We start from the raw sequence: 23,509 nt of genomic DNA, 5'->3' as shown, positions 1-23,509 counted from the left end.
GTACAAATGGCGATGGAAAAATTAATAGTAAAAGGCGCCAGAGCCCATAATTTAAAAAATATTGATGTCACCATTCCAAGAGATAAGCTTGTTGTTTTAACGGGGCTTTCCGGTTCTGGAAAGTCCTCGCTTGCTTTCGATACAATCTATGCGGAAGGGCAGCGCAGATATGTGGAATCTTTATCCGCCTATGCTCGTCAATTTCTTGGACAAATGGACAAGCCAGATGTCGATGCAATTGAAGGGCTGTCTCCGGCGATATCTATAGATCAGAAAACAACAAGCAGAAACCCTCGTTCTACAGTGGGAACAGTGACAGAAATATATGATTATTTGCGGCTCTTGTATGCAAGGGTTGGCCGCCCAACATGTCCAGTACATGATATTGAAATCTCATCACAAACAGTTGAGCAAATGGTTGACCGGATTCTTGAATATCCGGAACGGACGAAGCTGCAAATCCTTGCACCACTTGTTTCTGGCCGAAAAGGAACACATGTGAAAATTCTTGAGGATGTCAAGAAGCAAGGATTTGTCCGTGTGCGTATTGATGGTGAAATGTACGATCTTGGAGAAGAGATTGAACTTGAAAAAAATAAGAAGCATTCTATTGAAGTAGTTATCGACCGAATTGTAGTCAAAGACGGCATTGCCGCACGTCTTGCAGACTCAATGGAAACAGCTTTAAAGCTTGGTGATGGAAAAGTACTAATCGATGTAATTGGCGAGGAAGAGCTGTTATTCAGTGAAAATCATGCTTGCCCACATTGCGATTTTTCTATTGGGGAGCTTGAGCCGCGAATGTTTTCCTTTAATAGTCCATTCGGTGCTTGTCCTGAATGTGACGGGCTTGGATCCAAGCTTGAAGTGGATGTAGACCTCGTCATTCCGAATCGAGATCTATCATTAAAACAGCATGCCATTGCACCATGGGAGCCAACAAGCTCACAATATTATCCACAGCTGCTTGAAGCTGTCTGCACTCATTATGGAATCGACATGGATATCCCTGTTAAGGATATTCCTTCTCATCTCTTTGATAAGGTTTTATATGGCTCAAACGGAGAAAAAATCTTCTTTCATTACGAAAATGACTTTGGTCAAGTTAGAGAAACGACGATTGAATTTGAGGGTGTTATACGAAATGTAGAGCGAAGATTTAAAGAAACGAGCTCTGACTATATTCGTGAGCAAATGGAGAAGTACATGGCTCAGCATGATTGCCCAACATGTAAGGGCTATCGTCTGAAAAAGGAAACGCTTGCCGTACTCATTTCAGGTCAGCATATCGGGAAAATAACGGAATTATCAATTAATGAAGCATATAAATTTTTCGATCGTCTATCATTAACGGAAAAAGAGATGAAAATAGCAAATCTCATTTTCCGTGAAATTAAGGAGCGTCTTGGCTTTTTAGTAAATGTCGGACTAGATTATTTAACTTTAAGCCGTGCGGCAGGCACTCTGTCAGGCGGGGAAGCTCAGCGGATTCGGTTGGCAACCCAGATTGGTTCAAGACTGACTGGCGTCCTTTATATTCTTGATGAACCCTCCATTGGCCTCCATCAGCGGGATAATGACCGTTTGATTGAAACGCTTAAAAATATGCGTGATATCGGAAATACATTAATTGTTGTTGAGCATGATGAAGATACGATGCTTGCTGCTGACTATTTAATCGATATTGGCCCTGGGGCAGGCGTTCATGGCGGAGAAATTATTTCAGCAGGAACACCAAATGAAGTTATGGAAGACCCAAATTCGTTAACAGGCCAATACCTTGCCGGAAAGATATATATCCCGCTTCCGATTGAACGCCGTAAAAATGATGGGCGATTTATAGAAATAAAAGGTGCAAAAGAGAATAATCTTAAAAATGTAAACGTAAAATTTCCATTAGGCACATTTATTGCAGTCACTGGAGTATCAGGCTCAGGGAAAAGTACGCTTATAAATGAAATTTTGCATAAGTCACTGGCACAAAAGCTCAATAGAGCAAAAAGTAAACCTGGTGAGCATAAAGAGATTAAAGGCATTGAGCAATTAGAAAAAGTCATTGATATTGACCAGTCGCCGATTGGAAGAACACCGCGCTCGAATCCAGCCACATACACAGGTGTATTTGATGATATTCGTGATCTTTTTTCAACGACAAATGAAGCGAAGGTTCGAGGATATAAAAAGGGCCGTTTTAGCTTTAATGTGAAAGGCGGACGCTGTGAAGCATGCCGCGGCGATGGAATTATCAAAATCGAAATGCATTTCTTGCCTGATGTATATGTGCCATGTGAAGTATGCCATGGAAAACGCTACAACAGAGAAACGCTTGAAGTGAAGTACAAAGGAAAAAGCATTGCGGAGATTTTAGATATGACTGTTGAGGATGCAGTTGAATTTTTCGAAAACGTTCCAAAGATTAGCCGTAAACTTCAGACAATCTATGATGTTGGGCTGGGGTATATAAAGCTTGGACAGCCTGCCACAACTCTTTCAGGAGGGGAAGCACAGCGTGTAAAGCTTGCTTCTGAGCTGCACCGACGATCAAACGGAAAATCATTTTATATTCTTGATGAGCCGACAACCGGCTTACATGTCGATGATATTTCCAGATTGCTTATCGTTCTTCAGCGCCTAGTAGAAAACGGAGACACCGTCCTTGTGATTGAACATAACCTCGATGTAATTAAAACGGCAGACTTTATTGTTGACCTTGGACCAGAAGGCGGGAATAAAGGTGGTACAATCGTCGCAACTGGTACACCAGAAAAAATAGCCGAAATACCTGAGTCCTATACAGGAAAGTATCTAAAACCAATTTTAGAACGTGACCGCTTAAGAATGAAAACAGAAATAGAAGAAAAAGAAGCCAGTGTAACAAATGTGTAATGTTAAAGAAGCAACAAGATATGTACGAAGCAGTACTATGTACTGCTTTTTTTGAATAAAATTTATCTAAAAATTTGAAACCATTGCTTAACAATTTTCGTATATAAAAGAAAACGGCTGGAGGAGATTGGTATGCAAGAGGAACGTTTAAGAATATTAAAGATGATTGAAGATGGCAAGCTGACTGTAGAGGAAGCGTTATTATTATTGGAAGGTCTTGATCAATCCAATAAAGTGGCTAAAGAGAAACAGGATGACCTTTTCCCAGACCTTTCAACAGTTAAATTTGAAGAGGCAAAAAAGGAAGATCCGCTTAATTACAAATTCCAGTCAGCAAAAGATAAAATTATCGACTTTGTTGATCAAGCTTATAAAAAAATTAAGGATTTTGATCTTGACTTTAATTTTGGCAAATCCATTGATATTTCACATATCTTCGAGCAAGCAAACGTGGATTTGAAGGAAATAGATATTGATCTTGCCAACGGGATGGTAAAGGTGCTTCCATGGGAACAAAATAATGTTCGCATCGATTGTCAAGCAAAGATTTATCGGGTGGAGACACAGGATGAGGCGAGAAGAAAATTCTTAAATGAAGTCGTCTTTATGATTGACAGTCAAAGGCTGCGGTTTTCAACCCAGCAAAAATGGATGAAGATTGATGCCGTTATTTACATCCCTCAAACAGAGTATGATAATATAAAAATTCGCATGTTCAATGGATCGATTGAAAGCGAACATTTAACTGCTGCGAGCTATAAAGCCAAAACGGCAAATGGGAAGATTACACTTAATGATATAAAGGGGAACTATGCGGAAGCAGAGACTTCGAATGGACAAATTTTAGTTCAAAGGAGTATCGTTGGTGAACTTGAAGCAGAGACGCTAAATGGGGCGATCACTCTTGATGGTGAATATCGAAAAGTGGATTTACAATCTTTCAATGGAGATATCTTCTGTGCATTCACAGGTGGTGTCTGTGAATTTATAAATGCTAAAGCTGCTACTGGCGGCATCGAGCTGCAAATTCCTCATCAAGCATCAGCGGTAGAGGGAGAACTGAAAACGAATCTTGGCGGTTTTAATGTGAATCTTGAAGGAATTCAAGTAGTAGAGGAAAAAAGCGATGTGATCCAAAAAGTGATGCGCTTTAACTCATTAAATAATCCTGATCATGCCCTAAGGATTATCGCAGAAACAAAAACAGGATCCATTCATGTGAAAAAGGTAAAATCAGAAGTATTTTAAAATGATTACTTCGAATGAAATGGTGAAGACTAATACCTAGAAAAAAGGAAATCAACTTGTCCTGGTTCCTTAATTCACACCGCCAGAACAGAGGTGTAAAGTAAATGAGATGGTTGATCGGCATTTTAATTAATGCCATCCTATTTGTGGCGATTGCCGGATTTTCAGAAGAATCCTTTTATGTATCGAGCTTTGGAGCAGCAATTGGAGCAAGCTTTATTCTTTCCATATTAAATATTCTAGTTCGTCCGATATTAATTATCCTAACGCTGCCAGTCACTTTAGTGACACTTGGATTATTTCTATTTGTCATTAATGCGATCACATTGCAAATTACGGATAACATTATGGGCAGCTCCTTCGAAATTGCTAGCTTTGGCACAGCACTGCTTGTAGCAGTTATCATGGCAATTGCGAATATAATTATTCAAAAGGTTGTTTTTGAGCCGGCAAAGGATAAATAAGGAATAGTCATCAGCAATTTAAGTAATCGACAAAAAGCCAGCACGATGATTCGTGCTGGCTTCTTCTATTCGAATAGTACATAGGCGGGATAACCAAGTTTAACCAATTTATCGCAGATTAACGGGCTGTAAGACCTCCACTTCAAGAAGTTTCTGGAAAAAAATTCTAAGTGGGGGATCTAACAGCCCGTAAATGCCCGATTGGTTCAACTAACAATCAGTTTGGGGATGAAGGAAAACCCCCACTGATTGAGTTTCACTTTATCCGCAAGCTTGTCCGCATGTTTTTATCATTGAATGTTCCTACTTGAACCTTGTATTGACCTTTCTTCATGGAGATGGATGTTTCGAGGGGCTTGTCCCAAAGTCTATCTTCGTCTTCAAACTGAAATGATCTACAATCCCTTTGACAATGGCTTCCGCGCAAGTTTTTCGAAATGTGTCTGAACGCAAGTGCTTAACTTCCTCACGATTTGTCATAAAACCGCATTCGACTAAAACGGCGGACATCGTTGTTTCTCTTAAGACATGGAAATTAGCCTCCTTCAAACCACGATCCTTTAACCCTGTGGAAATGATTAAATTTTTATGGATTTTTTGTGCCAGCTCAGTTGTTTTCTTCGGTCTAATTGGATGGACATAGGTTTCGATTCCATTTGCATCATTCCAGCTTGAGCCAAAGGCATTCGCATGAATAGATACATAGCAATCAACCTTTAGTCGGTTTGCCTGGTCTGTCCGTACTTTAAGCGGAATGTCCTGTTTGTCTGAGTGGGCAAAATATACTGTCACATCCTGATAGTTTTCAAGAAGAACCTTTGCATAATTAGCAACACCCCGATTAAATTCATATTCCCGCATGCCATCTGGACTCCGCTTCCCAGCAGTTGTATACCCATGGCCTGCATCCAGCATCATTTTCATTCTCCCGCTCCTTCCAATAGAAATGGTCTATTGTAATTTATGATAAATCTTCTCTAGTAAATAAAATCTAGTTATCTTTAACATATGAGTAGAGCTAAGAAAAGGACATGTATAATAAAGAAAAAAGGCATATTTATGAATCGATTCATTTGGTTCTGAGGTAAAAAGTGCTAAAATGAAATGAAACTGCCATAATAAAAATTGAAGCAACTTCCTTGCGAAGGAGGAAATATAGTGCCTAAAGTTTGTACAAAAGATATTATCGAAAAATTTGAACTTGAATTGATAAGCGGCGAAGAAGGAATCAATCGCCCGATTGTCACAACTGACCTATCAAGACCTGGTATTGAACTTGCAGGATACTTTAATTTTTATCCAGCTGAAAGAATTCAGTTAATTGGAAAGACAGAGCTAACATTTACCGAAAGATTAAATGATATGGACCGCCAAGACCGCTTCGAACGTTTATGCACAGATATCACTCCCGCTATAATTATCTCAAGGGGGATGGAAGTGCCGAATGATTTAGTGGAAGCATCGGAAAGAGAATCTGTTCCACTTTTAAGAACGAAGCAAAAAACGACTCGATTTTCGAGCTTACTTACAAACTACCTGGAAAGTAAGCTGGCTCCGACAACAGCTGTTCATGGTGTGCTCGTAGATGTCTATGGCATTGGTGTACTCATTACGGGAAAGAGCGGTGTAGGTAAAAGTGAAACCGCGTTGGAGCTTGTAAAACGGGGTCATCGTCTAGTCGCCGATGATTGTGTGGAAATTAGGCAGGAAGATGAAAATACACTAGTTGGAACATCTCCAGAGCTGATTGAACATTTGCTGGAGATTCGTGGGCTTGGGATTATTAATGTCATGACATTATTTGGTGCTGGTGCGGTGAGAAGCTATAAACGAATTTCTGTTGTGATGGATTTAGAGCTATGGGATCAAAACAAACAATATGATCGCCTCGGACTGGATGAGGAAAAAATGAAAATTATTGATATGGATTTGCCGAAGCTGACAATCCCCGTTCGCCCTGGCCGAAACCTAGCTGTCATCATTGAAGTAGCAGCTATGAACTTCCGCTTAAAGAGAATGGGCGTCAATGCAGCTGAGCAATTCTCAAACCGCCTTGCAGACGTCATCGAAGACAGTGAATAACGAAGACTTAGCAAAAATAACATATGTACCGCAAAAATAAAGAGACATTTGCAAAAAAAAACGCGATATCGCAAAAATAAAGAGGAATTTGCAAAAAAAACGCAGATATCGCAAAAATAAAGAGAAACTTGCAAAAAAGATCCAGATTCCGAAAAAAGACTTGCAAATAGTTTTTGGAATAGTTATATGTAACCTGTTATTATGCATTAAAATAGAAAAAAATGAAAGATTGAAAGGAGCAGTGATTATGGAAGCTACTATTCAACCCCTTGACCCGATCGCCATATCCCTTGGGCCCATCAATATTCGCTGGTACGGACTTATTATCGGTATCGGAATTGCTTTAGCCCTCATGATTGTCATGCGCGAAGGGGAAAGAAGAGGGATTAAAAAGGAGTTAATTGCTGATTTAATGCTTTGGGCAATTCCGATTGCCATTATTTCAGCACGCATCTATTATGTAATTTTTCAATGGGATTACTATGCCCAGAATCCTGGTGAGATTATTAAAATTTGGGAAGGTGGCATCGCTATCCACGGTGCTTTGATCGGATCCGTCATAACAGCGGTTGTCTTTGCGAAAAAGAGAGGCGTTTCCTTCTGGAAAATTGCTGATATTACAGCGCCGAGCATCATTCTAGGCCAGGCAATTGGCCGGTGGGGAAACTTTATGAACCAGGAGGCACATGGCGGAGAAGTGACACGGGCATTTCTAGAAAACCTTCATCTCCCAGAGTTCATCATTAATCAAATGTACATAAACGGTACGTATTATCACCCTACCTTTTTATATGAATCGGTTTGGAATATTGTTGGTTTTATTATTCTCATTCTATTAAGAAGAGTTAATTTGCGCCGCGGGGAGCTTTTCCTCACATACGTAATCTGGTATTCAATTGGGCGTTTCTTTATTGAAGGGATGCGAACAGACAGTTTATGGCTAATTGAGGGGCAGTTAAGAATGGCACAAACCATTTCGGTTGCACTGCTAATCGGAGCAGTCATTCTCCTGATTTTAAGAAGAATGAAGGGGTATGCAGATGCCCGTTATTTAGATAAAAGTGTTTAACTTTACTAACGAATCTACATAGGAGAGGGGAAGAGACATGCTGGTCGAATCGTCCAAAAAGGGGATCGTGGTTGGCTTAAAAACGACCTGGACGTTAGGAAAGGTCATCTTTCCCGTTACTTTAATCGTTGCATTGCTGCAGCATACACCTGTGCTGCCATGGGTGATCAAGCTAATCACACCGCTTATGAATCTAATTGGCTTGTCAGGGGATACAGCCATTCCGCTTGTTTTAGGGAACATCTTGAATCTTTACGCGGGAATTGGAGCGATATTGACGCTTGATTTGACTGTAAAAGAGGTATTTATCGTTGCAGTCATGCTTTCCTTCTCACATAATATGATTATTGAATCGAGCGTAGCCGTAAAAGTGGGTGTGAAGCTTTGGATTGGTATCGCAGTGAGAATGGGGCTGGCGCTCATCTCTGCAATTGTGATTAATCTCGTATGGCACGGGGGATCTGAAATAGCTAAGTACGGAATGATTCCGGCAAAAGAAGAAGAAGTTACAGGCTGGCTTGCTATTTTACTTGATGCGTTGCAAAAGGCTGGCCTAGGGATCTTTCAACTGGCAATCATTGTCATTCCGCTTATGATCATGATCCAAATACTAAAGGATTTAAAGTGGCTTGCTGTTTTTTCAAAATGGATGGCACCGGTAACAAGAATGCTAGGGATGAAAGAAAATACATCAACAACACTTGCAGCTGGTTTATTGTTTGGTCTTGCATTTGGGGCTGGTGTCATGATCCAGGCAGTGAAAGAGGACGGAGTCAGCAAAAAGGATGTAACCATTGCATTTATCTTTCTTGTTGCCTGCCATGCGGTTGTTGAGGATACGCTGATTTTTATTCCATTAGGCATTCCAGTATTGCCGCTTTTACTCATCCGCATAGGTGTAGCGATCCTCTTAACATTGATTGTCGCATTTATTTGGAACCGCACAGATATGGCCAAAAGAAAGGAAGCAACATATGAGCACACAAGTTAATACCGTTTTATTCGATTTAGATGGAACATTAATTGATACGAATGAATTAATCATCTCCTCTTTTTTGCATACGTTAGGGAAATATTATCCTGATCGTTACAAGCGGGAGGATGTTATTCCTTTTCTTGGTCCAACACTTACGGAAACGTTTGAATCGATTGCACCTGAGAAGGTAGAGGAAATGATTAAGGTATACAGAGAGTTTAATCTCGGTAATCATGATCTGCTTGTGAAGGAATTTGATGGGGTATTTGAAACCATTCGTTCATTGAAGGAAGCCGGCTTCAAAATAGGCATCGTCACGACAAAGGTGTTAATGGTCGTTGAAAAAGGCTTAAAGCTAACAAAGCTGGATCAGTTCTTTGATGTGATTGTTGCATTGGATCATGTGAAAATGCCAAAGCCAGATCCAGAACCGATTCTAAAGGCGCTAGAGCTTCTAGGCTCAAAGCCGGAAGAGGCAATCATGGTGGGCGATAACTCCCATGATATTCTCGGCGGGAAAAATGCAGGCACGAAAACAGCTGGGGTTGCCTGGAGTGCGAAGGGGAAAGAATTCTTACTTCAATTTAATCCAGATTATATGCTTGGAAACATGGCAGATTTACTTGATATTCTTGAGGTCGGAGAAAAATGAGGAAGACCGAAAGATTTCCGGTAGAGGGGGCCAACTCCCTTTGGCATGTGTATAAGACAGTGCCATTTTGGAAAGTGGTCAAGAACTTTGTTGTGATTCAGCTGGCAAGATATACGCCCTTTTTAGGGATGAAAAATTGGCTATACCGGACCTTCCTGCGAATGAAGGTAGGCGAACAAACATCTTTTGCCCTTATGGTCATGCTCGATGTCATGTTTCCCGAAAAAATAAGTGTGGGCCGCAATACGGTAATTGGCTACAACACGACAATATTAGCACATGAATATCTAATTAAAGAATATCGCCTTGGACCAGTTGACATTGGCAGTGAGGTAATGATTGGTGCCAATACAACAATCCTCCCCGGTGTATCCATTGGGGACGGTGCTATTGTATCTGCTGGCACGCTCGTACATAAAGATGTCCCGCCCGGCTGCTTTGTCGGTGGAAATCCAATGCGGGTGATATATACAAAAGAAGAAATGGCTAAAAGATGGGCAGACGATCCCATCTACGGCAAGGAAAAAGAATAATTTTGAGTCCTGCATTTTGCAGGGCTCTTTTTTTGTGCTGACAAGAAGAAAACTGTCCAGCCTTAAAAAATTTCCTTAGCATTAGTGTAAATATTTGAGTTCGGATCAAGTTATCGAGCAAATTTATTGATTTATCTAGCAGTTTGAACGGTTTATCTAGCAACTTATAAAAGTTATCTAGCAGCATTATAAGTTTATCTAGCATTCCCCACGATCCTGAACACTGAGTCCTATTTTCAGAATTATTTGTTGACGGAAATAGAAGACAGCGTTAAAATACATATATCTTTAATTTACTACCATATTAGCGAACTAAAGGATTTAGAGGTGAATGTCATTGACCCGCTTATTTATGTTTGAGAAACCGTTAGGGATGAGAGATACATTACCCGTTTTATTTGAGCGAAAGCAAAAGATCAGATCATCCATTGAAAAAGAAATGAAGAACTGGGGCTATCAGTTTATGGAGACGCCAACACTCGAATATTATGATACGGTTGGCGCAGCGTCCGCCACACTAGATCAGCAGATATTCAAGCTCCTTGATCAGCAGGGTCAAACACTTGTTATGCGCCCGGATATGACAGCGCCTATTGCACGTGTTGCTGCATCAAAACTATTAAAAAATGATCTTCCGATTCGTTTAGCCTATTCTGCAAATGTATTCCGCGCCCAGCAGAGGGAGGCTGGACGCCCAGCTGAATTTGAGCAAATTGGTGTGGAGTGCATCGGGGATTCTACAGTTAGTGCGGATGGAGAAGGAATTGCCTTAATGATTCATTCATTACTAGCCGCTGGATTAGAAGATTTTCGCCTCTCCATTGGGCATATCGGATTTGTGCAGACATTTTTCCGGCAGATTTTAGGCACGGAAGAAAGAGTAAAAGCATTAACAAGATATTTATATGGAAAAAATTATGTAGGCTATCGGGAACATGTAAATGAATTAGCTCTATCATCTATAGATAAACAAAGATTGCTAGAATTCTTAACTCTGAAAGGCCGGAGTCAAATCATTGAAAAGGCTTTTGATCTGCTTGAAAATGACATAGGAAAAAGAGCAGTAACCGAGCTGCAGCAGCTGTGGGACATCATATTTGACTTTGGACTAGATGGAAAAGTGACCTTCGACCTCACATTGGTAAGCCATATGAGCTACTATACAGGAATCGTATTTGAGGTATATGCCGGAAACGTTGGCTTTCCAATCGGCAACGGGGGAAGGTACGATTTATTGCTGCAGAAATTCGGAAAGCAGACGGGGGCAACTGGATTTGCCATTCGAATGGATCGACTTTTAGAAGCGTTAGAAGTCGATGAGGAGGAATTAGAACGCACCTCCTGTGTATTATTTAGCTCGGAGCGAAGAAGGGAAGCTTTTGACTACGCACAAAAGCAAAGGAAACTAGGAAATAAAGTCGTTCTGCAGGATATAAGCGGAGTTAAGGATATCGATGCCTGCACAAGCCGATACGTAGATATTACCTTTCTAGTCGGAAAAGCAGGAAAGGAGGCTGCGCTAAAATGAATAATTTCTTAACGATTGCCATGCCAAAGGGGCGAATATTTGAGGATGCCGTCCAATTGCTCAAAAAGGCTGGCTTTCAATTGCCGCCAGAATTCGATGATTCTCGGAAATTGATCCTTGAAGTGCCAGAAGAAAAGTTCCGCTTTATTTTAGCTAAGCCGATGGATGTCCCTACCTATGTAGAGCATGGGGTGGCTGACCTAGGGATTGCAGGGAAAGATGTCATGCTAGAGGAAGAGCGGGATGTTTATGAATTGCTGGATTTAAAAATAAGTGCCTGCTATCTTGCTGTCGCTGGCTTGCCTGACGCAAAAATTAATGACGTAGCGCCAAAGGTGGCAACGAAATATCCACATGTTGCCGCTGCTTATTTTCGAGAACAAGGAGAGCAGGTTGAGATTATTAAGCTGAATGGATCGATTGAGCTTGCTCCCCTCATTGGGCTTGCCGATCGAATTGTCGATATTGTTTCAACAGGGAGAACGTTAAAGGAAAATGGATTAGTCGAGTATGAGCGGATGGTGGAAATCACCTCCAGACTGATTGTGAATCCAGTTAGCTTTCGACTGAAGGATGAGCGCATCAACGAGCTTGTCGAACGGCTAAGCAAGTTAAAGACTGGAGGGTTTGGGAATGAGAATTTTAAAAGCTAGTGACCAGCCTTCGATTAAAAGGTCAGTCGATAGTGGAACAAACGAACAGCGAGCGACCGTCAAAACGATTATCGAGTCGGTTCGAAAAGGAGGGGATCAAGCATTAAAAGCCTATTCATTCAAATTTGATGGCGTATCCCTAGAGAACATTTCCGTAACAGAGGAAGAAAAAATGGAGGCATACAAGAAATTTAATGAACAGAACCTTTCTGTTATTAGAGAAGCTGCCGCAAATATCCGTTTATTTCATGAAAAGCAGCTGCGGACTTCTTGGATAACAACCGATGAAAACGGCACAATTCTTGGACAGAAGGTAACACCACTTGATTCTGTCGGTCTATATGTGCCAGGGGGAACGGCAGCCTATCCATCATCAGTCTTAATGAATGTCATACCTGCGAAGGTAGCTGGAGTTAAGCGCATTGTCATTACTTCCCCTCCCGATAAAAAAACAGGGAAGCTGCCGCCAGCCGTTCTTGTAGCCGCCCAAGAGGCAGGGGCAGAGGAAATTTATAAAGTTGGCGGGGCACAGGCGATAGCGGCCCTCGCCTACGGAACAGAGACCATTGCTCCTGTCGATAAAATTACAGGACCTGGGAATATTTATGTGGCCTTGGCGAAAAGAGAAGTATTTGGTGATGTTGATATTGATATGATCGCAGGACCAAGTGAAATAGCCATTCTTGCTGATGACACAGCTAAACCGAATGAAGTGGCAGCAGATCTATTGTCTCAAGCGGAGCATGACCGGTTATCGTGCTGTGTGCTCGTCACGCCTTCAGAAGCATTAGCAGCCACGGTTGCCAGTGAGGTTGAAAAACAGTTGGCTCTCCTTCCGCGGCAAGAAATAGCAAGAGAGTCGATTGAGAACTTTGGAGCGATCTATGTTACCAATTCAATGGAGGAGGCTGTTCAAACGATCAATCTTCTTGCCCCCGAGCATTTAGAAATCATCACGGAACATGCGATGTCGTTAGTAGGACAGATTAGACATGCTGGTGCGATTTTTATTGGACGTTATAGTCCTGAACCGGTTGGCGACTATTTTGCCGGACCGAATCATGTATTGCCAACGAATGGCACAGCTCGCTTTTCTAGCCCGCTAAATGTGGAAGATTTTCAAAAGAAATCAAGTATTGTTTATTACAGTGAAAAGGCATTGAAGGATCATGGCGGAAAAATTGCTGCGTTTGCAAGGCTTGAAGGACTCGAGGCCCATGCACGTGCGATTGAAGCAAGGTTAAAGGAGTGAGATTATGGCCAGAGTTTCTGAGATTAAGAGAATTACAAATGAAACAGAAATAAAGCTCTCGTTAAATATAGATGGAGAAGGAACAAGCACGCTCGAAACAGGTGTCCCGTTTTTAACCCATATGCTTGATTTATTCGCTAAACACGGGCAGTTTGATTTAACTATTCATGCGAATGGGGATACAGAGGTAGATGATCATCATACAACAGAGGATATTGGTATTTGTCTTGGACAGGTGCTGAAGGAAGCACTTGGAGATAAAAGGGGCATCAAGCGTTATGGGAATGCATTTGTCCCGATGGATGAGGCACTTGCCCAAGTAGTTGTTGATTTAAGCAATCGTCCACATTTAGAATTCCGCGCCGAGCTTCCGAATGCGAAGGTAGGAACATTCGATACGGAGCTTGTTCATGAATTTCTTTGGAAACTTGCACTTGAAGCAAGGATGAATCTTCATGTGATCGTTCACTATGGAAAGAACACGCATCATATTATTGAAGCCATTTTTAAAGCTCTTGCACGAGCATTAGATGAGGCGACAACCATCGATCCAAGAATTAAAGGAGTTCCGTCTACGAAAGGGATGTTATAAAATGATTGGCATCATTGACTATGGCATGGGCAACTTGTTTAGCGTGAGTAAGGCTTTAGAAAGGCTAGATGTGCCGTATTTTATTTCGGAAAAAGCAGAAGAGCTGATGATGGCGAATGGATTAATACTTCCAGGAGTTGGCTCCTTCAAGGATGCAATGGAGCGGTTAAATGAGACTGGCTTATCGTCTATGATTAAAGAATTTGTGGGATTAGGAAAGCCTCTCCTTGGCATTTGTTTAGGGATGCAGCTTTTGTTTGAAGGAAGCAAAGAAAATGGAGAGACAATTGGCTTAGGGCTACTAACTGGCTATGTTGAAAAATTTCCGGGAGTAACAGCGGATGGCGGACGATATAAAGTGCCGCATATGGGGTGGAATCAGTTAGTATGGACGCAATCTTCTTTGATTTTGCAGCAAGTGGAAGAGGATTATGCTTATTTTGTTCATTCTTATTATGTTGATCGTATGGACAAGGATATTTTACTAGGCAAATGTTCTTATAATGTGGAAGTACCCGCCGTAGTTGGCAATGGAAATCTATTCGGCATGCAGTTTCATCCGGAGAAGAGCAGCAAACTGGGCATGAAGCTTTTACGTAATTTTACAGAACTCGCAAGGGAAAGGGTGACTACATGATGAACTTTACTATTTTTCCAGCGATTGATATGAGAGGCGGGAAATGTGTCCGTCTGAAGCAGGGGAACTATGACCAGGAGACTGTGTATGGGGATTCCCCATTTGAAATGGCTAGAAGTTTTGCGAGCGAAGGGGCAAGCTGGATTCATATGGTCGACCTTGACGGAGCGAAAGATGGAAAAAGAGTAAATGATTCCTTTGTAGTCAAAGCTGCAAATGAATTAACAGCCAATATTCAGATTGGCGGGGGCGTCCGAGCAGAAGCGGATATCGCTCATTATTTAGAAAATGGGATTGCCCGCGTCATACTTGGAAGCATCGCTGTCTCTGATCCTTCATTTGCGATTGAAATGATTCGAAAATATGGGGCCCAGATTGCGGTAGGGCTAGATGCGAAAAACGGCTATATCGCAACGGAAGGCTGGCTTCATACATCAAAGGTGAAAGCGATCGAACTTGGGAAACGCTTTGCTGATGCAGGTGCAGAAACCTTTATATTTACCGATATTGCCACAGACGGAATGCTTTCAGGACCAAATGTGGAAGCGGTATGGCAGCTGGCACAAGAAACCGGGAAACATGTAATTGCTTCAGGCGGAGTTAGCAGTCTGGAGGATTTAGCTGAACTTCAGAAATTCCGGAATGATGGTGTGATCGGCGCTATTGTTGGAAAGGCGATTTATGAAGGGCGCTTCTCCGTATCGGAAGCATTAAATGAGGTGAATGTGTCATGCTAACGAAGCGTATTATTCCATGCCTGGATGTAAAGGATGGACGAGTCGTGAAGGGGATTCAATTTGTACAGCTGCAAGATGCAGGCGACCCTGTTCAAATGGCTCGATTTTATGATGAGCAAGGGGCTGACGAGCTTGTCTTTCTAGATATTTCAGCATCTGTAGAAGGCAGGAAAACAATGCTCGAAGTTGTTCAGGCGGTCGCAGCTGAATTGGCTATTCCTTTTACAGTTGGTGGAGGAATCAACTCATTAGAGGATATGAAGGGAATTTTAAGAACGGGTGCGGATAAAGTTTCATTAAATACGGCCGCCGTAAAAAGTCCTAATTTAATTACAGAAGGTGCGAATTTCTTTGGTTCCCAATGCATCGTTGTGGCAATTGATGCGAAGTATGATTCAGAACTGGGATCATGGCGTGTCTATACGCATGGGGGGCGAATACCAACTGATCTAGATGTAATCAAGTGGGCAAGGAAAGCGGTCGAGCTTGGAGCGGGTGAGATACTCCTTACAAGCATGGACTCAGATGGAGAGAAAAGTGGCTTTAATATCGAGTTAACACGAGCAGTGAGCAAGGCTGTATCCATTCCTGTGATTGCATCTGGCGGAGCAGGGTGTGCCGAACATTTTTTAGACGTTTTTACAAAGGGAAAAGCGGACGCAGCTCTTGCAGCATCGATTTTTCATTATAAAGAGACATCTGTTGCCGAAGTAAAAACATTTTTAAAAGAAAAAGAGGTGCTTGTCCGATGAATATTCAGTTTGATGAAAAGGGGCTTGTTCCGGCAATTGTTCAGGATGCACGTACGAAAGAAGTGCTGACCCTTGCTTATATGAATGAAGAATCGCTTGAAAAGTCGATAGAAACAGGGGAAACATGGTTCTTCAGCCGTTCGCGGCAAGAGCTCTGGCATAAAGGAGCAACAAGCGGCAATACCCAAAAAATCATTGAAATGAAAGTGGACTGCGATCAAGACGCGATTGTTGTGCTGGTCGAACCAGCTGGACCAGCCTGTCATACAGGAGAAATCAGCTGCTTTTCTGATCCAATGATTCTCTTCAAGCTTGAACAAACCATTAAAGATCGTGAAAAAAACCGGCCAGAAGGTGCCTATACAACCTACTTATTTGAAGAAGGTCTCGATAAAATTCTAAAAAAAGTAGGAGAAGAGTCTGCTGAAGTTATTATTGCTGCTAAAAATCGAGACAAAGAAGAGCTCAAATGGGAAGCAGCAGATTTGATTTATCATTTACTTGTTTTGTTACGAGAGCAGGACCTGCCGTTTCATGAAATTTTGAAAGTCCTGGAAAAAAGACATGAACCGAAACCGGCCGAGTAATGGCCGGTTTTATCGTAAATGCTAGATAAAATTAGAAAATTGCTAGATAACCAGATCGAAATGCTAGATAAATCAAGAAAATTACTCGATAAGTCGAGATAATAAAACTTAAGCAGCACAATCATTACCTAGATACATCAAATTGTAACAACTTCCAAGAGAATCCCCCATTCTAATGCAGGATTTCCCCCGACAAAAAAAGAAGTAAGCTTCCAAGCATAAAAGGAGGGAGCAAATTGATTATAAAAGAACGAACGATACCGATTAGAATACAAAAGAACGAAGCCCTATTAAGAAGGCTTCCAAAAGATCATATAAAAAGACAAGAAATGGAAGAAGATCTGCGAAAGCGTTGGGCGGGTTATCGAGGAGAGCAAGCGGTTGATTACTATTTAGGGAAACTGCCGGATAAAGATTTTCTAATCTTTCATGGCATTCGGCTCTCCAATGGCGAATACTTCTTCCAAATAGATACACTCATTCTTACCCCATATTTTGCCCTGATTCTTGAAATAAAGAACTATTCAGGTACTCTATATTTTGACCCAACATTTAATCAATGGATCCAAACGACACAAATGGGTGAAAAAGGGTATCCATGTCCAATTGAACAAGCCAACCAACAGAAACAAGGATTGAAAAAGTGGCTGGAAGCACGTAATATTTCAATTCCCATTGATTTCCTCGTAATTATAAGCAAGCCTTCGACCATTCTTAAAACTGCACATGTGAACACGCCTATCCTTCAGAAGGTTTTACATGTTCAATTTATCCTAGATAAAATTCAGAAAATGAAATATAAGGACCCACTTTTAAATACTAAAGAATTAAAAAGAATTTCCCGCCTTATGTTAAAAGAGCACAAACCAGAAACATTAGATATTCTTACATTTTATAAAATCCATCCAACTGAAATAATAACAGGAGTCATCTGCAGCAATTGCATGTCAATCCAAATGACTAAATGTTATGGAAGTTGGATCTGCCCAGAATGCAAGCAAAAAGATCCACATGCACACGTTCGTGCAGTCGATGATTACTTCCTCTTATTTAATGATTCTCCCCTATCCAATCAGAAATTTCGTGACTTTCTTCATTTAACTTCTCCTTATATCGCCAATCGCCTGTTGTTATCCATGAATTTGCCTTTTACCGGTTCAAGAAAGGACAGGATTTATCATTCGTCCGAGACTAGGTAAGTGTCAAATATTCCTCAATCCCTTCTCCATAAGGTTGCTCATGTGATATACTACTTGAGTTGATTAAGAAAGATGGAGGATTTCATGAGCAAAGACTCTAAAGCAAGACAACCAAAAGGAAAATTACTAACATTTAACCCGACCGGTGAGTATTATTTCGCAAAAGGACTAAAGGCTTACCATAAAAGGGATCTATATAAAGCAAAAAAATATATACAGCGAGCTATGCAGCTAGAGCCTGGAGAACCGATGATTGTTTGTCAATTGGCCATTATTTTTTCGGAATTAGGTGATTACCAGGAGGCAAACACGCTTCTTCACACGATTCTGGAGGAATTGGATGCGGACATGGTGGAATGCCACTATTTTCTCGCAAACAATTATGCCCATTTAGGCTTCTTCAAGGATGCCTATCATCATGCCAATTTATATTTGGAGTTGGATGAGGATGGGGAATTTGTCGATCACACGATGGATTTACTTGAATTGCTGACAATGGAAGCAGAAGAGATGGATGAAGATTTATATGATCAGGACGATCTCATTACAAAGCAAGAGCATGCACGGGAATTGCTTGAATCTGGACACTTTCCAAAGGCGGTAGAACTGCTCAATTCGGTGATTGACGAGTATCCTGAATACTGGTCTGCCTATAACAATCTTGCCCTTGCCTATTTTTATCTTGGTGAAAACCAAAAGGCTGCAGATATTTTAGAAAAGGTGTTTCAAGAAAACCCTGGCAACTTGCACGCCCTATGCAATAAGCTCGTATTTGCGTTTTACCAGCATGATATGCCTGAAGTCAAAGCATTAAAGGACATGTTGAAAAAGATTAAGCCGATTTCAATAGAGCATCAATTTAAGCTTGGAGCCACTTTTGCTTTAACAGGTGAATATGATGAAGCTTTTTCATTGCTGCGCAGCCTTCAGAAAAAAGGATTTGATGGAGATGGCACCTTTTTCTATTGGCTTTCCTATTCAGCGTACTACACTGGCAGGGAGGCTATTGCTCAATCTGCATGGAAAAAAGCGATCCAATTGAATCCCGAAAAAGAAGGGAACGAGCCATGGAATGAGGATAAGACTGTCCTTGATGGCTTTGAGAACCATCATGCATCGATTCTGAAAAAATTGGAAAGCGATTATATTGAGGAACGCCTTTTTGCTTTATTCTTAACTTCCGTGTCAGCGGGAAAAGATGAGATCTTGACATCAAGAGAAATAAAGCATAATCAAAGGTTCTCACATTTAGAGCGGGAATATTTATCATTTTTACGGACAAAAGAAGAAATGGCCGGGCAAACTCTACATGAAACTGCCCTTCTTCTTTATCAAAATTATCATCCAATCGGCACAGTAGAAGCAGGCTTGTTTTTAATGTGGTTTGCTGTCTTTGTTAAATTGGACAGCAGTCTATCGGTCAAAAATAATAAGGCATGGGCAGCTGCAGTGGAATATGTATGGATGAAAATGAGAGAAGAAAAGGTTTCTCAGCAGCAAATGGCTGGAAAATATGGAGTTTCCTCATCTACATTACAAAAATATGTAAAAATGGTGAAAAATCTCCTTTCTTGAGCAAATACTTGGACGGAATCATCTTATTTTTATAGGATATGAGTAGATGGTCATAATAGAATAAAGATCCCTTTTCTTAGGAGTGAAATAACATGACGGAAGAGAAAATTTATGATGTCATTATCGCAGGTGCCGGTCCAGCTGGAATGACTGCCGCTGTTTATACATCTCGGGCAAATTTATCAACGTTAATGGTCGAGCGCGGCGTTCCTGGCGGACAAATGGCTAATACGGAAGAAGTAGAAAACTATCCAGGCTTTGATCATATTTTAGGACCTGATTTATCAACGAAAATGTTCGAGCATGCGAAGAAATTCGGTGCGGAATACGCATATGGCGATATCAAGGAAATTATTGACGGCGAAGAGTACAAAACAGTTGTAGCAGGATCCAAGCAATATAAAGCTCGTGCTGTTATCATTACGACTGGAGCTGAGTACAAGAAGCTTGGTGCACCAGGAGAGAAGGAACTAGGCGGCCGCGGAGTTTCCTATTGTGCAGTTTGTGACGGAGCCTTCTTTAAAGGAAAAGAACTAGTTGTCATTGGCGGCGGAGATTCAGCAGTAGAAGAAGGTGTGTACTTGACTCGTTTCGCATCAAAAGTAACGATCGTACATCGCCGTGATGAGCTACGTGCCCAAGCAATCTTGCAGCAGCGCGCATTTGATAATGAAAAAATTGATTTCATTTGGAATCATACAGTTAAGCAAATCAACGATAAAGACGGCAAGGTTGGCAGTGTAACGCTTGTATCAACCGAAACAGGTGAAGAGCAAGAGTACAAAACAGATGGTGTCTTCGTATACATTGGAATGATTCCATTATCCAAGCCATTTGCAAGCCTTGGTATTACAAATGAAAATGGCTATATCGAGACAAATGAGCAAATGGAAACGAAAGTCCCTGGCATCTTTGCTGCTGGTGACATTCGCGAAAAGATGCTTCGCCAAATTGTCACTGCAACTGGAGATGGAAGCATCGCAGCTCAAAGCGCTCAACATTATATCGAAGAATTAAAAGAAAGTATGAAAGCGAAAGCATAATCAGAAATGCGGAAACGCCTTGATCACCTCCGACATGCACAAGACAATCCTAACGGAAAGGTGTTCTTTACCTTTCTGGGAGGAGTGGCTTGTGACCTCGAGGGGGTAGGCGTTGGAGCTAGACAGTTATATAATATAAAGGAATTTTCCTTATTTTGTCTGTAAAAAGCCGCATACCAATTGTGCGGCTTTTCTTTTTCTAAAACTTTCTTCATCGGAAATAATATTTACAAAAAGTAATTCTCTTTTAATTTTCCTGTAACAATCGTGCAATAAAATTGAGGTATTCTAATAATAGAAATTGACCCCCTTTTAAAGATATAATCCTTTGTAAAGCGCAGTGTATCTGTGCTTTTTTTTTGTCTAAAAATAATGGGAATATTTTCATTTGAATAAATAATTGTGTGTACGATAGATCCTTTTGTAAGAATCTTCAATTCGTTGTGGGTGTTTAACAAAAATAGTATAATAAAAGGAATAAGCAGACGGGATGGAAGGCAGGTGCATAGAAGTTGCAGCGAGTCACTAACTGTGTATTGTTGAAAGATGATCAAGTATTGCTTTTGCAAAAACCGAGTCGAGGCTGGTGGGTAGCTCCTGGAGGAAAAATGGAGCCTGGAGAATCAGTTAGAGATTCATGTATCCGGGAATTCAGAGAGGAAACGGGGGTATACTTGCGCAATCCGAATATAAAGGGGATCTTTACCTTTATTATGAAAGAGGGCGAAAAAGTTCTTTCTGAATGGATGATGTTCACCTTTTTAGCGACAGAGGCTGATGGACTGAACCTAGATGAGTCGGAAGAAGGGAAAATTCTGTGGCACCCATTTGAGGAAATCAAGAACCTTCCAATGGCTGCAGGTGACTATCATATTCTCGAATACATGATTCATGGAAAAGGAATGATTTATGGTACGTTCACTTATACACCAAATTTTGAACTACTAAGCTATAGATTAGATCCGAGTTAAAGCCTCGGCGAGCCTAAAGATTTTCAGAGGAATGGTATCGAGCTAGTGATTCATTCCGGGCGCAAATACGCCAAGGCGATTTTGTTATACAGGGGGAAAATAAAAATGAGTACAGGCGCAGTGAATGAAACGCAAATGGTCATTATTACGGGGATGTCAGGTGCTGGAAAGACAGTTGCCATTCAAAGCTTTGAAGATCTAGGATTCTTCTGTGTGGATAACCTGCCGCCAACACTCTTGCCTAAATTCCTTGAATTGATGAAGGAATCGGGGAATAAGATGAATAAGGTTGCATTAGTCATGGACCTTAGGGGACGTGAATTCTTTGACCATTTGTTCAAAGCACTTGATGACCTTTCAGAGACTTCATGGATCACACCGCAAATTCTTTTCTTAGATGCGGATGATTCTACGTTAGTTAGAAGGTATAAGGAGACGAGGCGGTTTCACCCACTCGCTCCATCTGGTCTTCCTCTTGAAGGAATTAAGCTTGAACGTGAGCTTTTAGAGGAATTAAAAGGAAGAGCACAGCTCATTTATAATACAACACGATTAAAGCCAAGAGAACTTCGTGAAAAAATACTTACGGAATTCTCAGTAAATAAGTCAACTTTATTTACTGTCAACTTGATGTCCTTTGGTTTTAAACATGGATTGCCGATTGATGCTGACCTTGTTTTTGATGTGCGATTTCTTCCAAATCCTCACTATATTGAACATATGCGGCCAAAAACGGGATTGGATGAAGAAGTCTCTACCTATGTATTAAAGTGGTCAGAAACACAGAAGTTTCTTGAAAAGGTAACAGAGCTCCTTAGCTTTATGCTTCCTCATTATAAAAGAGAAGGGAAAGCGCAGCTCGTTATTGCTATCGGATGTACGGGCGGCCAGCATCGTTCAGTAGCCTTGACTGAATATATTGGGGAGTACTTCAAGAACGAGTATCATACCCGAATTACGCATCGTGATATTAAGGGGAGAAGGGAAAAAGAGAAATGAAAAACAGACAGCCAAGAATTGTCATCATCGGAGGGGGAACAGGATTGCCTGTTCTATTAAGAGGACTGAAGCAGTATCCTGTTGATATAACTGCTATAGTAACTGTTGCTGATGATGGAGGCAGTTCAGGGAGACTGAGAAATGATTTACACATTCCTCCTCCCGGTGATATACGCAATGTTTTGGCAGCACTGTCTGATGTGGAGCCACTAATCGAAGAAATGTTTCAGCATCGTTTTAAGACGTCGACTGAACTTTCAGGTCATTCGCTGGGAAATTTAATTCTTGCAGCCATGACCTCGATTACGGGGAATTTCGTTCATGCGATTCAGGAAATGAGTAAAGTATTGAACGTAAGAGGGAAGGTCTTGCCCGCTGCGAATCAAAGTGTCGTTCTACATGCGGAGATGGAAGACGGGACAGTCGTTTCTGGAGAATCCAAGATTCCTTACTCCGGGAAAAAAATTAAGAAAGTATTTTTAACACCTAAGCATATTAAACCTCTTCCTGAAACGATTTCTGCAATAAGGAAGGCCGATTTAATCATCATTGGCCCAGGAAGTTTATATACGAGTATTCTACCAAATCTTCTCGTGCCAAAGCTCGGGCATGAGGTTTGCCGCGCCAAGGCAAAAACGGTATATATTTGCAATCTTATGACCCAGGCGGGAGAAACATTTAACTATACAGCAAGCGACCATGTAAAAGCGATTTATGATCACATGAGCTGTGCGTTTATGAACACGATTCTTGTCAATAGTGAGGATATCCCTGACGATATTCAGGAGCGATACAGTGAAGAAATGTCAAAGCCGGTAATCTTTGATACAGAACGCCTTCAGGACTTAGGTCTGGAAGTGATTCCTGGAGAAATCGCGAGTGAAAAAGACGGTGTGATTCGTCATGATACAAAAGTGGTCGCAGAAATGTTATATTCATTACTTATAGATGAAATGAAAAAACGAAATAACAATTAGATGGTTTAGCGGAGATGCGCTTTTCTATCTGTCTAGCTGCAGCGCCTAGGGCTCGAGGTCATAAGTCAATCCGTCCAGAAGGTTAAAGAACAACCTT

Annotated in this window: 23 protein-coding genes; 22 read left to right on the top strand and 1 reads right to left on the bottom strand. The window is 41.2% G+C overall.

All coding sequences use genetic code 11. The features are described 5' to 3' along the window. Positions 1 to 6 precede the first annotated feature (6 nt). From uvrA to AN957_RS23825, 3 genes are all read left to right on the top strand, one after another. Positions 7 to 2,886, top strand: coding sequence for an excinuclease ABC subunit UvrA (uvrA, locus tag AN957_RS23835; RefSeq protein ID WP_056686459.1), 2,880 nt, complete (start codon positions 7 to 9; stop codon positions 2,884 to 2,886). Positions 2,887 to 3,018: 132 nt separating this feature from the next. Further along, positions 3,019 to 4,134 (top strand): DUF4097 family beta strand repeat-containing protein, encoded by a 1,116-nt coding sequence (locus tag AN957_RS23830; protein ID WP_056686456.1) that lies wholly within the window; start codon positions 3,019 to 3,021, stop codon positions 4,132 to 4,134. Positions 4,135 to 4,238: 104 nt separating this feature from the next. Beyond that, complete coding sequence (locus tag AN957_RS23825; RefSeq protein WP_053478794.1) at positions 4,239 to 4,598, top strand: phage holin family protein; 360 nt, start codon at positions 4,239 to 4,241, stop codon at positions 4,596 to 4,598. 330 nt (positions 4,599 to 4,928) lie between these two features. Here the strand turns inward: AN957_RS23825 and AN957_RS23820 are convergent, their stop codons facing one another. Beyond that, positions 4,929 to 5,522: an N-acetylmuramoyl-L-alanine amidase gene (locus AN957_RS23820; protein WP_231690184.1), complete on the bottom strand. Its 594-nt coding sequence runs from the start codon at positions 5,520 to 5,522 to the stop codon at positions 4,929 to 4,931. Between the two features lie 234 nt (positions 5,523 to 5,756). On the opposite strand from AN957_RS23820, the gene hprK reads away from it, so the two are divergent. The 19 genes from hprK to AN957_RS23725 all read left to right on the top strand — a co-directional run bounded on the left by hprK (position 5,757) and on the right by AN957_RS23725 (position 23,412). Continuing rightward, complete coding sequence (hprK, locus tag AN957_RS23815) at positions 5,757 to 6,680, top strand: HPr(Ser) kinase/phosphatase (protein WP_053478795.1); 924 nt, start codon at positions 5,757 to 5,759, stop codon at positions 6,678 to 6,680. 247 nt (positions 6,681 to 6,927) lie between these two features. Then, the gene (gene lgt, locus AN957_RS23810; RefSeq protein ID WP_056687297.1) at positions 6,928 to 7,749 is read left to right on the top strand and encodes a prolipoprotein diacylglyceryl transferase; all 822 of its coding nucleotides are present in this window, start codon (positions 6,928 to 6,930) and stop codon (positions 7,747 to 7,749) included. Positions 7,750 to 7,786: 37 nt separating this feature from the next. Beyond that, positions 7,787 to 8,740, top strand: a complete 954-nt coding sequence (locus AN957_RS23805) for a nucleoside recognition domain-containing protein (RefSeq protein ID WP_056686453.1) — start codon at positions 7,787 to 7,789, stop codon at positions 8,738 to 8,740. After that, positions 8,724 to 9,377, top strand: coding sequence for a pyrophosphatase PpaX (gene ppaX, locus AN957_RS23800; RefSeq protein ID WP_056686451.1), 654 nt, complete (start codon positions 8,724 to 8,726; stop codon positions 9,375 to 9,377). The genes AN957_RS23805 and ppaX overlap by 17 nt, the downstream gene beginning before the upstream one ends. After that, the gene (locus AN957_RS23795; protein ID WP_053478798.1) at positions 9,374 to 9,910 is read left to right on the top strand and encodes an acyltransferase; all 537 of its coding nucleotides are present in this window, start codon (positions 9,374 to 9,376) and stop codon (positions 9,908 to 9,910) included. Before ppaX ends, AN957_RS23795 begins: the two co-directional genes overlap by 4 nt. Before the next feature lie 337 nt (positions 9,911 to 10,247). Further along, positions 10,248 to 11,438 carry an ATP phosphoribosyltransferase regulatory subunit gene (locus tag AN957_RS23790; RefSeq protein WP_056686448.1) on the top strand — a complete coding sequence of 397 codons (1,191 nt, stop codon included), beginning with the start codon at positions 10,248 to 10,250 and terminating at the stop codon, positions 11,436 to 11,438. After that, positions 11,435 to 12,091 carry an ATP phosphoribosyltransferase gene (gene hisG, locus AN957_RS23785; RefSeq protein WP_056686445.1) on the top strand — a complete coding sequence of 219 codons (657 nt, stop codon included), beginning with the start codon at positions 11,435 to 11,437 and terminating at the stop codon, positions 12,089 to 12,091. Before AN957_RS23790 ends, hisG begins: the two co-directional genes overlap by 4 nt. After that, positions 12,072 to 13,343: a histidinol dehydrogenase gene (gene hisD, locus AN957_RS23780; RefSeq protein WP_056686443.1), complete on the top strand. Its 1,272-nt coding sequence runs from the start codon at positions 12,072 to 12,074 to the stop codon at positions 13,341 to 13,343. The genes hisG and hisD overlap by 20 nt, the downstream gene beginning before the upstream one ends. Before the next feature lie 4 nt (positions 13,344 to 13,347). Beyond that, the gene (gene hisB, locus AN957_RS23775) at positions 13,348 to 13,935 is read left to right on the top strand and encodes an imidazoleglycerol-phosphate dehydratase HisB (RefSeq protein ID WP_053478802.1); all 588 of its coding nucleotides are present in this window, start codon (positions 13,348 to 13,350) and stop codon (positions 13,933 to 13,935) included. A gap of 1 nt (position 13,936) precedes the next feature. After that, the gene (hisH, locus tag AN957_RS23770; RefSeq protein WP_056686440.1) at positions 13,937 to 14,572 is read left to right on the top strand and encodes an imidazole glycerol phosphate synthase subunit HisH; all 636 of its coding nucleotides are present in this window, start codon (positions 13,937 to 13,939) and stop codon (positions 14,570 to 14,572) included. After that, entirely contained in the window at positions 14,572 to 15,309 is a 738-nt protein-coding gene (gene hisA / locus AN957_RS23765) for a 1-(5-phosphoribosyl)-5-[(5-phosphoribosylamino)methylideneamino]imidazole-4-carboxamide isomerase (protein ID WP_056686437.1), read from the top strand. Before hisH ends, hisA begins: the two co-directional genes overlap by 1 nt. Beyond that, positions 15,303 to 16,061, top strand: a complete 759-nt coding sequence (hisF, locus tag AN957_RS23760) for an imidazole glycerol phosphate synthase subunit HisF (RefSeq protein ID WP_056686434.1) — start codon at positions 15,303 to 15,305, stop codon at positions 16,059 to 16,061. The genes hisA and hisF overlap by 7 nt, the downstream gene beginning before the upstream one ends. After that, the gene (gene hisIE / locus AN957_RS23755) at positions 16,058 to 16,648 is read left to right on the top strand and encodes a bifunctional phosphoribosyl-AMP cyclohydrolase/phosphoribosyl-ATP diphosphatase HisIE (protein ID WP_056686431.1); all 591 of its coding nucleotides are present in this window, start codon (positions 16,058 to 16,060) and stop codon (positions 16,646 to 16,648) included. Before hisF ends, hisIE begins: the two co-directional genes overlap by 4 nt. 236 nt (positions 16,649 to 16,884) lie before the next feature. After that, the gene (locus AN957_RS23750) at positions 16,885 to 17,847 is read left to right on the top strand and encodes a nuclease-related domain-containing protein (RefSeq protein ID WP_056686428.1); all 963 of its coding nucleotides are present in this window, start codon (positions 16,885 to 16,887) and stop codon (positions 17,845 to 17,847) included. A gap of 84 nt (positions 17,848 to 17,931) precedes the next feature. After that, entirely contained in the window at positions 17,932 to 19,422 is a 1,491-nt protein-coding gene (locus AN957_RS23745; protein ID WP_056686427.1) for a tetratricopeptide repeat protein, read from the top strand. A 92-nt stretch (positions 19,423 to 19,514) separates the two neighbouring features. Then, positions 19,515 to 20,465, top strand: a complete 951-nt coding sequence (gene trxB / locus AN957_RS23740) for a thioredoxin-disulfide reductase (RefSeq protein ID WP_053478809.1) — start codon at positions 19,515 to 19,517, stop codon at positions 20,463 to 20,465. Positions 20,466 to 20,977: 512 nt separating this feature from the next. Continuing rightward, entirely contained in the window at positions 20,978 to 21,436 is a 459-nt protein-coding gene (locus AN957_RS23735; protein ID WP_053478810.1) for an 8-oxo-dGTP diphosphatase, read from the top strand. 105 nt (positions 21,437 to 21,541) lie between these two features. Further along, a complete protein-coding gene (rapZ, locus tag AN957_RS23730; protein ID WP_053478811.1) occupies positions 21,542 to 22,435 on the top strand; it encodes an RNase adapter RapZ in 894 nt (297 codons plus the stop codon). Continuing rightward, positions 22,432 to 23,412: a gluconeogenesis factor YvcK family protein gene (locus AN957_RS23725; protein WP_056686424.1), complete on the top strand. Its 981-nt coding sequence runs from the start codon at positions 22,432 to 22,434 to the stop codon at positions 23,410 to 23,412. Before rapZ ends, AN957_RS23725 begins: the two co-directional genes overlap by 4 nt. Positions 23,413 to 23,509: the final 97 nt, after the last annotated feature.

The sequence above is a fragment of the Cytobacillus solani genome (genome assembly GCF_001420595.1).
Lineage (GTDB): Bacteria > Bacillota > Bacilli > Bacillales > Cytobacillaceae > Cytobacillus > Cytobacillus solani.
Note: the sequence above shows the minus strand (reverse complement) of the source record. Positions and strands in the feature narration are given on the sequence as shown.